This window comes from Rhizobium leguminosarum (assembly GCF_001679785.1).
GTDB lineage: Bacteria > Pseudomonadota > Alphaproteobacteria > Rhizobiales > Rhizobiaceae > Rhizobium > Rhizobium leguminosarum_R.
In genome coordinates this window covers 4,637,893-4,653,865 of record NZ_CP016286.1, presented here as the reverse complement: position 1 = coordinate 4,653,865, position 15,973 = coordinate 4,637,893, and the positions used below count along the sequence as shown (strand labels likewise).

The following is a 15,973-nucleotide window of genomic DNA, read 5'->3' as shown; positions in this document are numbered from 1 at the left end:
CGCTGGCTTCCTGCGAAATGAGCTTCCCAGGAAGGTGCCTATCGAGATCGACGAGACGACTCGAAGCCGTTCCCACCGCAGCAGCGCAGTAACTTGCGCGGTGTCATTGTATCCGGCCTTCCCGGCCAGCAAGGCCGTGAGTGTGGGCAGTGTCACACAGGAAAGGCTGGCTCTGGCGCCTTTATCCTCGAAATGGCCGACTACGCTCACTACTTGGCGACGGTCGGCCGATGCAGCTGCGCGACAAGATCACCAGCACCGGCGTAGATCGTCGATCGCCCGCCATGACTTTGGGGAGTCGAAGGGCCGAGGTTTCGACCATGTGGTTATTCTGCCCACCGAGCCGATGCGATGCTGGCTCTCCGACCCCGCGAGCGACTTGAAGCCCCAGAGCCGGGCGAAGTTGTACGTCGCTCTGACGCGCGGCCGCCGTAGCGCGGCCATCGCGATGGATTGGGGGAGCGCGCCGCTACCCGCAGGATTTTCCCTCTACAGGCGTACTGCGCCGAGTTGACGCCGGCCCTGTTCGGTAGATGACGGTACGCGGAACCGCAACCGGCATGCTGAATGAAAAGAAGGGGGCGGAATGCAGACCGGAGAAGATTTGAATGGCGCAAAGGGCCCTGATGTTGGGCCCTCGTCAGGCTGCTTCTTCTAGCTCCTCCTCCCCGTAATAGTCGTCCTCTCTACCCATAGGAAGAATGTTCTCGCGTACGACATCTTTGCCCATGGCAGCCTCGATCATGGCCAGCAGTTTGGAGCGGCGATCATCCATGAAGTCGGTGAAATTGTCGGACGTCAGCAATGCTTCGTCGATCTCATGGCTTTTGAGAATGGCGGACAACCGGTCAGCAGCAATCGGGGGATTGCTGTCGTTCCCCTTGTGGAGCCGCCCTAGGTATGCGGATGGCGCAACACCGCCCAGCATACGGTTGGTGGCGGATGCCAGCGGGGTCTTGTTGACGATGCTGTTGTAGATCGCCGGTTCAATTTTCTCGCTCTTGCACCAAGCTTCCGGAAAAATGTGATGAATATCGACGTTCTCGTCGAAGAAGACTGTCTGGACGTAGGGCTGGCCAGATTTGAAATCCTCTGCCCCGGACTTCATCAGCAGGGCATGGACGCCCTTGTATGCGGCAGAAAGGCGTGAGCGAAGTGTGCGAAGGCGCTTTTCTTCGAAGCTTGCACGCTGCACGGTCTGCGGTTCGGCTCCTCCGTTGATCCAAGGCGCAAAGTCTCGAATGTCGAGCGCGAAGCGGCTTTCAACCGCTGAGCCGTACAACTCCCCAAAGACCCCGCACCAGTACCATTTGGCCAGTTTCTGGCGAACAGCGTCATTTTCCCAAGTCGAGCCAAGCTCAGCCAGGATGGCGGCCAGCGGAACGAGTTGCGTCTGATACGGCAGGTCGCGTGAGTTAAAGATCTTCAGTGAGTGAAGGAACTTGGCCGCTGCGACATAGCCCGCCTCGACCTTACCGGCCAACTTCTTATAAGCATCCAGCGGCACCTGTAGGAGGCTGTTGCGGGTAGCGCTGATCGCCGGCGGTTCCGCCCCCTTGGCAACTGCCTCGTTCCGGCGCTCCTTGGTGTGAAGTAGCGAAATGGCCTGTAGGAATTCGACCGGCTCGATCTTCGCTAGAACCTTCTGTGCGATCAATCGTTCACGGCGCGCCTTCCAATCGTCCCGCAGATGAAATTCCTCTGACGCATACATGGCCGTGACCAGCTCAAATGCGTCCAGCGGCTTGCCGCCCGTGTTGACCTTCTCGAAGACCAGGCACACGGCTGCACGCGACGTGTCCTTTCCTAATTTGATGACGGGAACATGGTAGGATGTGAAGTTGTTTACGACCTCCTGCGCGAAGCGATTGATCATCTCCCATTTCTCTTGCCGAGCGATGGGATCCCTCGCCATCCACTGCGCCGCCGAAATCTGCCATCGGTTTTCGTCGAAGATCCGATCAATCGGAAAATGAAGAGCATCGAATTCATACTCTTCGCATGACAGATCGAGCTTCACGTCGCGGCCGAAATTCTCGCGGATGACCCGGTCTTCCGGCACAGCAATCACGGCCTCGGAACGCGCTACGTTGGGATCAAGCGCGGCCTGGATATCGAAATAGAAGTGCACCTTTGTCGGTTGCTTTTTGGCCGTCTGCGTGGCCACCGGCATCTGTGAGAAGGTCGACTGATAGAGCGAGGTCATTCGCTGCTGGCCATCCAATAGGTACGCCTCAAGAGGCTTGACCGGTGCGGGCGCACCCTCGACTGGGCGCACTGCGAATGACACCTCCCCGGACGCATCCAGTGTCATTAGAGCGCCCACGGGAAACCCCTCGGAGATCGAGGCAAGCAGATCAATTATTCGGTCCTGATCCCAAACCCATCCGCGCTGAAAATCAGGCAATTGCAGCTTGCCCTCGTAGCATTCACGCATGAGATCTCTAAGGGATACTGGATTAGTTTGAAACGACGTCGCCAAGTGAGCCCTCATAGAAAGAAAAGGTAAAAGAAGATCGCCCAAACTGGTGGGGACTAAGTCAGAAACTTTAAGCAGCGATTCCGCTATTTGCCAGCGCAAAACACCAGAATGCCCGATAAAATTGCACTGGCATATCTATTGAATTACGCAGACGCGCCACCCTGCTTTGCTGGCGATGTTTTCTGAAGCGATATCAACTCATGGGCAAGCCCTTGACGCTCTTCAATCTTGCTTTTCAGCGTCGATCACCTTGTAAGGCACTCCCGAAGCCTGCTCCTCAGGCCGCTTGGTCAGTTCATCGTATAAGACCTTTAAAAACATCGAGCCTCCACCGAAAACCATCCACAAGGGCACGCCGACAGCGCCACCGAGTGCAGCAATGCCTGCGTTCGCTCCAGGAAACAGGGCAAAAGCCCCCGCCGCAGCTGCTATACCCAAGCGCTGGGTTGACGTTCGGTTGTCCCAACCATGTTTCTTTGCCTGACCGCTGATGATCTTCATTGCAGGCAGGATGACCTTGCTAGAGGCGGTCAGCGAAATCGCTCTTCGTGCCTTGGCTGCGGCCGAAATCTTCTCATCTTTTAGATCGATCAGCAGTTTCGCCCAGTTGCGGAGGGCGTCAGCCTCGGCTCGACTCGCAGATACGGCAATAGCGATCGCGAGCTGCTTCTGGCTGTCGTTGTCTTCCATGTTATCTTTTCCAATCAAACAATGTGCTGAGGCGCATTTTCTACAATCGATACACGAAAGTGACCGTTGTCAACGTCGCGCGCCGCCAGAGATTGCTAGAGCAAACCGCCATCCTTCGAATAGCTTTAGCCCGCCCGCTTCCATTGTCCCTCGTCCGCTTCTGGTCCAGCATGTCAGCCCACGAATGTATCATCCCCCGCGCTTCTCCCAATAAGTGGTGCGGCTGTATCGGCTCAACTGGGAGTGCGCTTACATGGCAGGGGAGGTCAGCGGTTCTATCCCGCTTAGCTCCACCAAATCTCCAAGCTCTACAAAAAATCCTTACACTTCAATGGAATGACAGAAACGGCGCGGGCAGGAAGTACCCAAATTAGTACCCACGCCAGAAGCCGCACCGGATTTCAAGCGCTTGGCGGTGATTTTGGGACGTCCGGTGACGCGGCAAACCGTGACGGGGCAGCCGAAATGTTGGCGCCTTCATTAATCAAGCGAAGCCGTAGAAGCTAGTTAGAACGTCATGGTAGCCCGCGACGCTCTCGTAAGGATGTGGGTCAAAAGGCGAATTGAAACCACAGCGCCAGAGGCTTAGAAGCGGCTGCGGTCGTCGTGTTACAGGGGGTGATTCTATGCTGCCTTTAGGCTTATCTAAGCTGCCCTATGAGATAAATCTGCTTGAAGACTTCTCTGTAGTTACACGAGATGGTGAGTACTTGGGAACCTGGGAGCTTGATGCCGAGGACCACCCGAGTTTTACCCCGGACGGCCAAGCTCGGGCACTACTTTGGGCTCCTTGGGTGGGCTTGCTTTGTGAGAAAATTGAAGAGTGGTATGAAAGCAAGCAAGCGAGTTAGCGGTCGGTTCGTCTCCACGAGTATCCCCTAAGCCTGATTTTATTTAAACGGGTGAGAGTCATCGCCTTGTCTCAAGCTCCCTGCGCAACCATAATGTGCAAGATTGATTTGGCTTAAGATTCTGTGGGGGGACGATTATTGACTGTTGACGGTCCATTTACCCGAGCGCTGTCCACCTTTGGAGCTTCCACCAAGTCTAAACTTTCAAACATTGCCGTTGCGGGTGCAGCGGAGGACCAACTTCGTGCACCACTTGAGGCGCTGATGCAGAATCTCGCTGCGATCTGCCAGTTTCCCGAAGGCTCCGTCGAGTTGGTGGGCGAGTCCTCTTTGGCGGAACTTGCTACCCGTCCAGATTATGCCGTCGTCGCCCATAACGCGCTTGTAGGATTTATTGAGGTTAAAGCCCCGGGCAAGGGTGCTGACCCCCGACGCTTCAGTGATCCTCACGATAAAGCCCAGTGGAAGAAGCTCAGATCCCTCCCCAATCTCCTTTATACCGACGGTAATGCGTTCAGCCTTTGGAGAGATGGAGAGCTGAGAGGCTCGGTTATTTACCTCCAAGGTGATGTAGAGGCCAGCGGATCTTCTCTTTCTGCTCCTGCTACCCTGTTGCCACTTATCGCTGATTTCTTGTCGTGGCGTCCGATTCCGCCAAGCAACCCTAAACAGTTGGCCGAGATCTCAGCTCGGCTTTGCCGTTTCCTTAGGGATGAAGTTGTTGAGCAGATGTCTCGAGGCAGTAGTGCGCTGACGGAACTGGCGAAGGATTGGAGGGTCCTGTTGTTTCCCCAGGCAACGGATGAAGAATTTGCCGATGGCTACGCTCAGGCGGTGACCTTTGGTCTTCTGGTCGCCCGCGCCAAAAATATCTCTTTAGCGGGGGGGATTGACCATGCAGCTCACGAGCTTCGCAAGACAGACTCGTTGATTGGGACTGCATTGCGATTGCTTACCGACGACACCGCCAATCAGGATGCTCTTAAGACCTCACTTGGGACGCTTACGCGGGTACTGGAGGAAGTTAATTGGTCGTCGCTAAGCAAAGGCCATACTGATGCGTGGCTATATTTTTATGAAGATTTTCTAGAAGTCTACGACAACGCGCTTCGGAAGCGTACAGGTTCATACTACACGCCGCCTGAAGTAGTCGACGCTATGGTTCGCCTGGTTGATGATGCCTTACGGAGCCCCGAGTTGTTCGATCGACGCGCTGGCTTTGCATCTCCAGATGTGATTGTCGCTGACCCTGCTGTAGGTACCGGGACCTTTCTTCTGGGCATCCTCCGTAAGATTGAGGAAGTAATCGAGGAGGATCAAGGTCCCGGGGCCGTTGCTGAAGCCATTAGCGCTGCAGCACATCGATTGATAGGCTTCGAAATCCAGTTCGGGCCGTTTGCCGTCGCGCAGCTTCGCTTACTCGCCGAAATGCACGCTTTGACGCATTCCGCGCTAGTCCCGGGCTTAAGGCTATTCATCACCGACACCCTCGGCAATCCGTACGCAGAAGAGGAGCGTCTGCCTCAGATTCTTCAGCCTATTGGTAAGTCGCGACGAGATGCAAATGCCGTCAAGAGAGGTGAACCGATCACCGTCGTAATTGGTAATCCGCCTTACAAGGAAAAGGCGAAAGGACGGGGCGGCTGGATTGAAGCGGGCAGTGATGGGCGCATGGCCCCGATGGATCGCTGGTCTCCCCCAAAGGAATGGGGGGTCGGTGCGCACACGAAACACCTAAAGAACCTCTATATCTATTTCTGGCGCTGGGCGACGTGGAAGGTGTTTGGTTCGGGGGTAGCCGAAACGACCGGTGAGACCGAGACCGACCGCGCAGGGATCGTCTGTTTCATCACCGCCGCTGGATTCTTGAACGGCCCAGGGTTTGAGAAAATGCGTGACGATCTGCGACGCGACTGCACTGAAATCTGGGTCATCGATTGCTCGCCAGAAGGACATCAGCCCGATGTTCCAACCCGCATTTTCGAAGGCGTACAGCAGCCTCTGTGCATCGTGCTCGCCGCTCGGAAGCCTGCCAAGGACCGGTCTCTCCCTGCAAGGATGCGCTTCTACTCTTTGCCGGAAGGCAAGCGAGACGAAAAGTTCAGGGCGCTGGCACAAGTCGCACTGAATGGTCCGCATTGGTCAGACGGGCCATCAGGTTGGCGCGATCCTTTCCTGCCAGTGTCCCGGGGCGCATGGAGTGGCTACCCGTTGGTGGAAGAGTTGTTCAGTTACAACGGCTCTGGAGTGATGCCCGGCCGCACTTGGGTTATCGCTCCCGACGCGGAAACTTTGGCGAAGCGTTGGAAAGCATTGACTCAGCAGAAAGACCCGGAAAAGCGGGAGGCGTTGTTTCACCCCCATCAGAATGGTGACAAGACTTCCACGAAATCGTCAAGCAAAGGCCTACCGGGCCACGAAGAAAGATTGGAAAGCGTCGCGAAGGACTCGGCACCCGTGATTGCTCCGGTCAGGTATGCTTTTAGATCGCTTGATAGACAGTGGATTATTCCGGACAACCGTCTGCTGAATCGACCGAATCCCACGCTCTGGGCAGCGCATTCTACTCGCCAGGTATATTTGACTTGCTTAGAGGCGCACTCACCAACGTCCGGTCCTGCAATTTCATTCAGCGGCCAGGTACCTGATCTTCATCACTATAAAGGGTCGTTTGGGGGCCGTGTGTTTCCTTTATGGAGAGATGCGGGGGCGTCGGCTTCGAATGTAAAGCCCGCTTTCACAGACTATCTCTCGACTGCCCTTGGGGTCGAAGTTTTGCCGGAAGACGTCCTTGCTTACTTAGCCGCCGTAATGGCGCATCCCGCCTTTGTCGAGCGCTTCTCTTCTGATCTTGTTCGTCCTAAACTGCGCGTACCGATCACAGCAGATGTTGCGGTTTTCAAGAAGGCGCTCTCCATCGGGGAAGAAGTCATTTGGTTGCATTGCTATGGTGAGCGCTTCGCTAATCCACTAAACGGGCGGCCGTCGGGGCCACCACGCCTGCCGAAGGGGCAAGGGCCTTTCGTCCCGCTAGGTGGAGCTATTCCAGGTGCCCCTCAGGCCCTTCCGGACGTAATGGAATATGATCCAGCATCAAAACGCCTAAAGATCGGTGGTGGCTTCATTGATAATGTGCCCGAGCGAGTCTGGAATTACGAGATCTCTGGCAAGAATGTACTGCGCCAATGGTTCAGCTACCGAAGGCTAGATCGGTCGAAACCGATTATCGGAGATCGCCGTCCGCCATCCGCGCTTGATCATATTCAGCCCGACCATTGGATAGCGGAATATACGACAGATTTGCTTGATCTGCTTCATGTGGTGGGTAGGCTGGTTTCCCTTGAAGAGCGGCAGGGAGATCTACTGAATCAGGTTTGCGACGGGCCACTGTTGGCATCGGAAACTCTCGCCGCCGCCGGTGCATTAGCGAGTGTTGGGACAAGCGGCGGTCATGTGGCCACCAACAGCGCTCAAAAGGATCTCTTCTCGATGTGATAGATGGGCCCCAGTGAAATTTGGGGTCACGCATCCGGGGGTCCCTCTACGTGCCAGCGGATTTTGCCCGTGCCGCACCGTTTACGCTTACGAACTTTTCGGACTAAATATAAGGTTACGCATCTCAGGGGCCTCCTACGTGCCAGTGACCGCGCGATTTCCCCCCGGTGACCTTGCCCCCAAGTTTTATCCAGTTTTGAGTTCGCTCCAGCGGTTTTTGGTTGCTGTTGTTGGTTCGGTAGCGGCGGGTTGCGGTGCGGAGCCATTTCGGCTGCGCAGCACCGCATCACGTCGCGGGTTGAGTGTCTGAGCGAATTCGGCCGGTGTCAGCCAGCCAAGGCCTGAATGCGGGCGTTTATCGTTGTAATCGCTACGCCAGTTTGAAAGCGCAGACCGGGCGTGAGCAAGCGACGAGAACAGAGTTTCATTCAAGAACTCGTCTCGCAGCCGCCCGTTGAAGCTTTCGATAAAAGCGTTCTGGATCGGCTTGCCAGGTGCAATGTAATGCCAGTCAACCTTGGTCCGGTCCGCCCATTGCAGGATCGCGTTGCTGGTGAACTCGCTGCCGTTGTCGCTGACGATCATCCTCGGCTTGCCGCGCTCCTCGATAATCCGGTCAAGCTCCCGTGCGACGCGAAGACCGGAAAGCGATGTATCGGCGACGAGCGCCAGGCACTCCCTCGTGCAATCATCGACGACGGTCAGAATCCGCAACCTGCGCCCATCGGTGAACTGATCCGACACGAAGTCTAGCGACCAGCGATCATTGGCCACCATCGGCACCAGCATCGGCGCTCGCGTGCCTATCGCTCGCTTGCGACCGCCGCGCTTGCGCACCGTCAGTTTCTCCTCCCGATAGAGCCGGAAGAGCCTCTTGTGGTTCACGAGGTGACCCTCCCGCCGGAGCAGCACATGAATGCGTCGATATCCGAAGCGGCGACGTTCATGCGCCAACGCCTTCATTCGCTCGCGAAGCTCATGATCATCGTCGCGCCTGGTCTCGTAACGGACCGTCATTCGGCAAAAACCAATGGCTTTACACGCCCGCCGTTCGCTCATCTCATGATGGCTCATCAGATGCGCAACAGCTTTCCGCTTGGCCGCGGGCGTCACCACTTCTTTCCCAAAAGGTCTTTCAAGGCAGCATTGTCGAGCATCGCATCCGCCAGAAGCCGCTTCAGCTTCGTGTTCTCGTCCTCAAGCGTCTTCAGCCGCTTGGCCTCGGACACCTCCATGCCGCCGTACTTGGCCTTCCATTTATAGATGCTGGCATCGCTGACGCCATGCTTGCGGCAAAGCTCCGAGACCGGCGTGCCTGCCTCGTGCTCCTTCAATATGCCGATGATCTGTTCGTCTGTGAAACGATTGCGCTTCATCCTCTGGTCCTCTCAATGGGCCAGAGCTTACTTCAAAATGGATTATTTCAACGGGGCAAGGTCACCGGGCACCCCCCCGATGGGACCCGCTACCGGTTTACAACGCGCCGCCGCCCTACATGTTTAGTAGGTGCGCTGGTCAGTTATTTGTTGCGCTGTCTCGATGCCTGCATCAGCAAGAAAGTTCTTCAAGCCTCGGTATTTGTCTCGGTATTTAGCAGCCTTGACTACCTTGGGGCTGAACAGAAATCCAAGTTCTGGCACCGCAGCCGAATGGTTGAATCGAACAAAGAGAGGGGAGAGTAGCCCAAGCAACTTTCCGGCCGTGGCAATTTGCTCAGGACGTTTTCGCGTGTGAGCGTTGATCGAAAACCGTAAGGACCCAAGAACTACATCCACGAGACTTGGCAGATGGGCCTGCCCAATGGCCGAATAGTGAAAGCCAACAATGTTTGCCAAGCGTTTATTCCCATCGCCGTATGGCATCCCTGTCAGCCCAACGGTAAATTTCTCCCGTAGGTGTGCCTCTATCGCGTTCCCCTCATCGTTGAACCTGTCGATGAGTACCAAGCCGGAACCTTGCAAGCGGTTCAGGACGCAATCGAAATGGTAGCAGACAGTGTTGATTCCGTTCCTTCTCGCCAAGTTGGGACTGATGGATATGTCGTGCAGGATTACGTACGCGATAAGGCCTATATCAAAGCCGGCCGCAAGCTCAATCAGCTCTTGCTTCAGCGCGTTGAACTGATCCTGAGTGAAGCCCGGCGGTCCAGGATTGAATTTGAGCCGATAATCCGGAGGGACTTTGTGCTTGCGTCGTAGCGAATCGACCGCGTGCGAAAAGTCTTTAGCCTTCGTTCCGTCAATGAACAGCCCCCCGTAGATTAGGAATTCTCCGGGCTTTTTCTCTAAGTTCGTCTCGTCGCAATATAGCAGATGCAAGGCAGCCACCGATCTGGGACCGGCTGCACCCTAAGTTGAGTCTTTGAACTGGGCAAGAGGCGCGCAAATAGACGCCAGTCTCTTTGAGGCAAGCCCTGCTGAGTCTGGATTCGAGCAATTAATCCAGCGCGGCAATTAGGACATCTAGACCGTCTGTGCATTGCTCAGAGGGCTTGTGCGTTCTTCATGGAGCATGTCAGCCCACCATTGCATCATCTGAACACGCTCATTCCAATATGTCGCACGGTTATAAATTCGCCGCACTTCCCGTGTGTCCAGATGTGCGAGTTGAGCTTCAATCGCATCTGGGCTGAACTTGCCGGATTCATTCAAAATGCTGCTGGCCGATGAACGAAAGCCATGCGCCGTATGCTCATTCCCTCCCACTCCCATACGACGCAGAGCAGAGTTCATCGAATTTTCTGAAAGCAAAGTCTTTCCAGACATCATCGACGGAAAAACGTGTGGCTTGTCACCACACACGTCCTTCATATATCTGATGACCTCGATAGCTTGACGAGAGAGCGGAACATGATGCTCGCGGCGCATCTTTGTTTTTGCAGCAGGAATTGTCCAAACCGCATTTTCAAGATCGAGTTCCGACCATTGCATCGCGCGGGTTTCCCCGGGGCGAGCAAAACAAAGAGCTTGAATTTTTAACGCTGCGACAAGCGACGGCCAGCCCTCATACCCGTAGATTGCTCTCATAAGGCCGCCAAGCTCCTTACGGCTAGTGAGGGCTGGGTGGCTTACGGGCACATGCCGCTGAAGAGCGCCTCGCAATGCCGAGGTCGGGTCGTTTTCCGCTCTTGCTGTTGCTATGGCAAATCGGAAGACCCGCCCTATTGCTGAACGAGTGGCCAGCGCACTCTCAACGCGTCCACTCTTTTCAATCACGTTGAGGACGTCCAAGACGTCTTTCGCCGAAATCTGGGTTATTGGATAAGGTGAAAGCTTCTTCGCGAGCACCTTTAACATCCACGTGTTCTTGTCGATGGTCGGCTCGGCTCGCTTGTCACGGCGCAGCTTCGCGATGAATTCATCGGTGATCAGACCGAACGTGTTTCCGGCCGCCGCTTTGGCAGCCAGTTGTTCTCGCTTTTTTGCCAGCGACGGATCTAAACCCTCTGATAGCTTTTTCTTGACGTCATCTCGCCGGGTGCGAGCGTCGGCAAGTCCGAGGGCGGGATAAGCACCTAGCGTCAGCGTCTTCCGCTTACCAAAATAGGCGTAGTCGATCCTCCATGACTTACCACCGGCCGTCGAAACATAGAGATAAAGGCCTTTTCCATCCGGCAGCTTGTAGGGCTTTTCGGATTTTTTGGCATTTCTAATTTGAACATCTGTCAGCGCCATTTACGGTATGGGCCTCTAAGTTGGCAGCCTTGTACCGCAGTTTTGTACCGAAAAAATTACTGGCTGTCACTGCACCTCGTTGCACTTCGCTACGCGCGCGCGAGGCGTGGAACCTCTTATTCCACTGATTTTACATGGGTTTATTGGACGTCTGTGGACGCTACTAAACAATTGGCTTGAGGGTGAGTGGAGCGGGTGAAGGGAATCGAACCCTCGTATTCAGCTTGGGAAGCTGCTGCTCTACCATTGAGCTACACCCGCGACGATGCGAGATTTCCAACAGATAGGGGCGGCTGTCAAGTCGCGTCGGATGCGACGCCTCAGATGCGGAAGTGCTTCGAGAGTTTGAGGCCCTGGGCCTGGTAGTTGGAGCCGAGGCCGGAGCCGTAGAGGCTGGCGGGCTTTTCCTGCATATGCTCGTAGACGAGGCGGCCGACGATCTGGCCGTCTTCGAGGATGAAGGGCACTTCGTGGCTGCGCACTTCGAGCACGGCGCGGCTGCCGCGGCCGCCGGCCGGCGCATGGCCAAAGCCCGGATCGAAGAAGCCGGCATAATGGACGCGGAACTCGCCGACCAGCGGATCGAAGGGGGTCATCTCGGCGGCGTAATCCGGCGGCACGTGCACGGCCTCGCGCGAGACGAGGATATAGAACTCATCGGGATCGAGGATCAGCTCGTTGCGGCCGCGGCTGTGGAGCGGTTCCCAGAAATCGAAGAGGTCGTGCTCGGCCTTCTTGTCGACGTCGACGACGGCAGTGTGATGTTTGCCGCGATAACCGATCAGGCCGTCCTTGTCTCCGGCGAGGTCGATCGACAGGGCGATGCCGCCGCCGGAAACGTTCGGCAGCTTGCTGGCGACCAGCGTCTCGCTCTCGTGCAGCTTCAACAGTTCCGGCTCGCCGAGCAGCGCCTGGCCGACGCGGAAACGGATCTGCGACAGGCGTGAGCCGCGGCGCACGACGATCGGGAAGGTGCGCGGGCTGATTTCGAGATAGAGCGGGCCGGAATAGCCTGATGGGATCTTGTCGAATTCCTGGGCGTAATCGGTGATGACGCGGGTGAAGATATCCAGCCGCCCGGTCGAGCTCTTCGGATTGGCCGAGGCCGACATGTCAGCCGGCAGCGCTAAGCTCTCCATCAGCGGCACGATGTAGACGCAGCCGGTTTCGAGCACCGCCCCCTCGGAGAGGTCGATCACGTGCAGGCTCAGCCGGTCGAGCTTGTCGGACACCAGATGCGAGGGGCCTGGCATGAAGCTGGCGCGCACGCGAAACGCCTTGCCGCCCAAGCGCAGATCGAGGCTTGCCGGCTGGATCTGGTCGCGGTCCAGCTCCCGCTCGGAGATCAGACGCCCCGTTTCGAACAGCGCGGAGATCGCGCGATCCGCCAGAATTCCCGTTTCGCGAGCCATCATGCCTCATCCATCATTTGCCGCCGACAAAACCAAACTCGGGGAATTGACGCAAGCAGCTAACAGCAGTATTGCAGAATTATCCCGTGGTGATTTGGCCGGTCGGCTTGCAGCCACGTTAAACAAGTGGCTAAAAAGACCGGGTTGAAACCGGTCTGCTTTTGCGACCGGTTTTTTTGTTATGTGAAGGTGATGGCATGAGCAAGACCTGGCGCCCGGCAACCCAACTCGTTCACGGTGGCACGCTGCGTTCGCAATATGGCGAGACGTCCGAGGCAATCTATCTCACCCAAGGCTTCGTCTACGAGACGTCGGAGGCGGCCGAAGCCCGCTTCAAGGGCGAGACGGAGGGCTTCATCTACGCCCGCTATGGCAGCCCCACCAACGACATGTTCGAAAAGCGCATGTGCATGCTCGAAGGTGCTGAAGACGCCCGCGCCACGGCTTCCGGCATGGCGGCCGTCACCGCTGCCATCCTTTGCCAGTTGAAGGCCGGCGATCATATCGTCGCTGCCCGCGCCCTCTTCGGTTCCTGCCGCTGGGTCGTCGAGACGCTCGCACCGAAATACGGCATTGACTGCACGCTGATCGACGGCCGGGATCTGGCGAACTGGGAAAAAGCGATCACGCCGAAGACCAAGGTGTTCTTCCTGGAAAGCCCGACCAATCCGACGCTCGAAGTGATCGATATCGCAGGCGTTGCCAAGCTCGCCAACCAGATCGGCGCCAAGGTCGTCGTCGACAACGTCTTCGCCACACCGCTCTTCCAGAAACCTTTGGAACTCGGCGCCCATATCGTCGTCTATTCCGCCACCAAGCATATTGACGGCCAGGGCCGCTGCCTCGGCGGCGTCGTGCTTTCGGACAAGGAATGGATCGACGAGAACCTGCACGATTATTTCCGCCATACCGGCCCGGCGATGTCGCCGTTCAACGCCTGGACGCTGTTGAAGGGCATCGAGACGCTGCCGCTGCGCGTGCGCCAGCAGACCGAAAATGCGGCAAAGATCGCCGACTTCCTGGCCGAGCAAGGCAAGGTCGCCAAGGTGATTTATCCGGGCCGCAAGGACCACCCGCAGGCCGATATCATCGCCAAGCAGATGACCGGCGGCTCGACGCTGGTCGCCTTCGAGCTGAAGGGCGGCAAGGATGCGGCCTTCGCGCTGCAGAACGCGCTCGAGATCATCAAGATCTCCAACAATCTCGGCGACAGCAAGAGCCTGATCACCCATCCGGCAACGACGACGCACAAGAACCTGACCGAAGAGGCGCGCGCCGAACTCGGCATTTCTCCGGGCACGGTCCGCCTGTCGGCCGGCATCGAGGATACCGATGACCTGATCGAGGATTTCGCGCGGGCACTTGCCAAGGTCTCGGCCTGATCTAGGGATAAGCGGCCGGACCTCTAAGCGCGTCGCATTCGCTCCTCGCGCTTTAGTTTTTGTTTTTACGCATGTCGTTATCGCAAAACCGCTGCACACTTTTGCGCGACATGCTTGGGGTTCGGCCGTGCCCAGATCTCACTGGGTGAGGCCAGATCTCCCCAAGGTGAGACCGGATCTCACCAAGGTGAGACCGGGGGGGAACAAGTTCGCCCGCCGCGGCGTTCCGAAACCGAATTAACACTGACAATTAGGCTTAACGATCGAAAAGCCTTCGGATCACAGCCATTTCAGCGATGATAATTGTTCCGTTTCTTGACGGACAGGGCCTCTTATAAGATACGGGTAACATATCTTGACTAAGGTGCAAGGCATGTATCGCGCCCTCACAAGAGAGATCGAAGTAGTCGTCGAGCCGTTCTATCTGGAGGAGCAATCCGATCCGGAAGACGACCGCTATGTCTGGGGTTACCGGATTGTCATCAGCAACAATTCCGGCATAGCCGTTCGGCTGGTCAACCGTTACTGGAACATCACCGACCAGAACGGCCAGGTGGACGAGGTGACCGGCCCCGGCGTCGTCGGCGAGCAGCCGCGGCTGAGCCCCGGCGACACCTACGAATATTCCTCCGGCTGCCCGCTCGACACGCCCTCAGGGCTGATGTTCGGCCATTACCAGATGGAAACGGACGACGGCGAGATGTTCGATGTCGACATCCCCGCCTTCTCGCTGGATTCACCCGGGCTGCTGCGCGTGCTCAACTGACGTGTAACGCCACAGGCGGCACGACACCTCGGCCCACGAGATCGCCGATACCGGCCCCTCATCCGGCTGCCGCCACCTTCTCCCCGTAAACGGGGCGAAGGGACCATGCCGCCGACATCTCCGTTCCTCGCCCACCTCTCGCAAGGCACGTCCCCTCGCCCCGTTTACGGGGAGAGGGTTAGGGTGAGGGGCAGCCATTCGCGCGAACCGCGCCTATTCCGCCGGCTGAAGCTCGGCCGGCTCGAAGCGGTAAGTGGTCGAGCAGAATTCGCAGGTCACGGCGATTTCGCCATCTTCCTGGCTGGCCTCGATCTCCTCGGCCGAGAAGCCCTTCAGCACGCCCTTGATCTTGTCGCGCGAGCAGCTGCAGCGGTCGAAGACGGCGCGCGGTTCGTAGACGCGGACGCCGCGTTCGTGGAACAGGCGGAACAGCAGCCGCTCGGTGCCGACAAGCGGATCGGTGAGTTCATCGGCGTCGATGGTCTCGACCAGCGAACGGGCTTCGAGCCAGGCATCGTCCTCGCCATGCGGGCGGCTGCCGGTGTCGCCGTCGCCGCCGTGGAGATCCGGCTGGCGCATGCGCTCCGGCGCTTCCGGCAGGAACTGGGCGACGAGGCCGCCGGCCCGCCAGCGATGGCGCGGCTTGCCCGCATCGTCGCGATCGAAGAGTTCGGCCGCGGCGAGGCGCACGCGCGTCGGGATCTGCTCCGATTGGCGGAAATAGACGCCGGCAATTTCTTCCAGCGTGGTGCCGTCGAGCGGAACGATGCCCTGGTAGGGCTGACTGAACTTGCCCTGGTCGATGGTGAAGGCGAGCACGCCCTTGCCGAGCAATTGCTCCGGCTCGGTTTCACCCGCCTCGATTGCCTTGTTGAGCAGCGCCTGATCGAAACGGGCATAGGCGCGGACATTTTCCGGCGTCGAGAAATCGGCGACGAGAAGATCGACCGGGCCGTCGCCCTTGGTCTGCACCGTGAACTTGCCGTCGAACTTCAGCGAGGTACCAAGCAGCACCGTCAGCACGACGACTTCGGCAAGCAGCCGGGCAACGGGTGCCGGATAATGATGGCGCTCTAGGATCGCATCGAGCATCGGGCCGAGCTGGACGGCGCGGCCGCGCACATCCAGCCCCTCCACCTGGAAAGGGACGACATGGTCATCGCCGGCGAAATCGAACTGGCCGAGGGCGGCTGCAGCTTCTGCCATGGCTTTCACTCCTAG

General features: G+C 57.5%; 10 protein-coding genes, 1 tRNA gene and 1 riboswitch. Of the genes, 3 read left to right on the top strand and 8 right to left on the bottom strand.

The features are described 5' to 3' along the window. Window positions 1–640 precede the first annotated feature (640 nt). Both BA011_RS22620 and BA011_RS22615 read right to left on the bottom strand, forming a co-directional pair. Window positions 641–2,437: a DUF262 domain-containing protein gene (locus BA011_RS22620; RefSeq protein WP_186806477.1), complete on the bottom strand. Its 1,797-nt coding sequence runs from the start codon at window positions 2,435–2,437 to the stop codon at window positions 641–643. A gap of 267 nt (window positions 2,438–2,704) precedes the next feature. Beyond that, window positions 2,705–3,172 carry a hypothetical protein gene (locus tag BA011_RS22615; RefSeq protein WP_065282088.1) on the bottom strand — a complete coding sequence of 156 codons (468 nt, stop codon included), beginning with the start codon at window positions 3,170–3,172 and terminating at the stop codon, window positions 2,705–2,707. 1,115 nt (window positions 3,173–4,287) lie between these two features. Between BA011_RS22615 and BA011_RS22610 the strand changes: the two genes are divergently transcribed. Next, complete coding sequence (locus BA011_RS22610) at window positions 4,288–7,518, top strand: type ISP restriction/modification enzyme (protein ID WP_237352511.1); 3,231 nt, start codon at window positions 4,288–4,290, stop codon at window positions 7,516–7,518. A gap of 186 nt (window positions 7,519–7,704) precedes the next feature. On the opposite strand, the gene BA011_RS22605 is transcribed toward BA011_RS22610, so the two are convergent. From BA011_RS22605 to BA011_RS22580, 5 genes are all read right to left on the bottom strand, one after another. After that, window positions 7,705–8,894 (bottom strand): IS3-like element ISRle4 family transposase gene (locus BA011_RS22605; RefSeq protein WP_151343511.1). Its coding sequence is split into 2 segments (ribosomal slippage): window positions 7,705–8,645 and window positions 8,645–8,894, totalling 1,191 coding nucleotides; the frame shifts between segments, so codons are not numbered across the junction. A gap of 123 nt (window positions 8,895–9,017) precedes the next feature. Further along, window positions 9,018–9,836, bottom strand: coding sequence for a DUF3800 domain-containing protein (locus tag BA011_RS22595; protein WP_065282632.1), 819 nt, complete (start codon window positions 9,834–9,836; stop codon window positions 9,018–9,020). Window positions 9,837–9,980: 144 nt separating this feature from the next. Continuing rightward, the gene (locus BA011_RS22590) at window positions 9,981–11,192 is read right to left on the bottom strand and encodes a tyrosine-type recombinase/integrase (protein ID WP_065282086.1); all 1,212 of its coding nucleotides are present in this window, start codon (window positions 11,190–11,192) and stop codon (window positions 9,981–9,983) included. A 187-nt stretch (window positions 11,193–11,379) separates the two neighbouring features. After that, a tRNA-Gly gene (locus BA011_RS22585) sits at window positions 11,380–11,453 on the bottom strand. A gap of 59 nt (window positions 11,454–11,512) precedes the next feature. Beyond that, entirely contained in the window at window positions 11,513–12,607 is a 1,095-nt protein-coding gene (locus BA011_RS22580; RefSeq protein ID WP_017958854.1) for a 2'-deoxycytidine 5'-triphosphate deaminase, read from the bottom strand. Between the two features lie 73 nt (window positions 12,608–12,680). Beyond that, window positions 12,681–12,759, top strand: a riboswitch (SAM riboswitch). Window positions 12,760–12,801: 42 nt separating this feature from the next. Here BA011_RS22580 and BA011_RS22575 point away from each other — a divergent pair. Beyond that, the gene (locus BA011_RS22575; protein WP_065282085.1) at window positions 12,802–13,986 is read left to right on the top strand and encodes an O-succinylhomoserine sulfhydrylase; all 1,185 of its coding nucleotides are present in this window, start codon (window positions 12,802–12,804) and stop codon (window positions 13,984–13,986) included. Window positions 13,987–14,359: 373 nt separating this feature from the next. Then, on the top strand, window positions 14,360–14,752 hold the full coding sequence (apaG, locus tag BA011_RS22570) for a Co2+/Mg2+ efflux protein ApaG (protein WP_003545191.1): 393 nt from the start codon (window positions 14,360–14,362) through the stop codon (window positions 14,750–14,752). Between the two features lie 213 nt (window positions 14,753–14,965). Here apaG and BA011_RS22565 read toward each other — a convergent pair whose 3' ends face one another. Beyond that, window positions 14,966–15,958, bottom strand: a complete 993-nt coding sequence (locus BA011_RS22565) for an Hsp33 family molecular chaperone (RefSeq protein WP_065282084.1) — start codon at window positions 15,956–15,958, stop codon at window positions 14,966–14,968. Window positions 15,959–15,973: the final 15 nt, after the last annotated feature.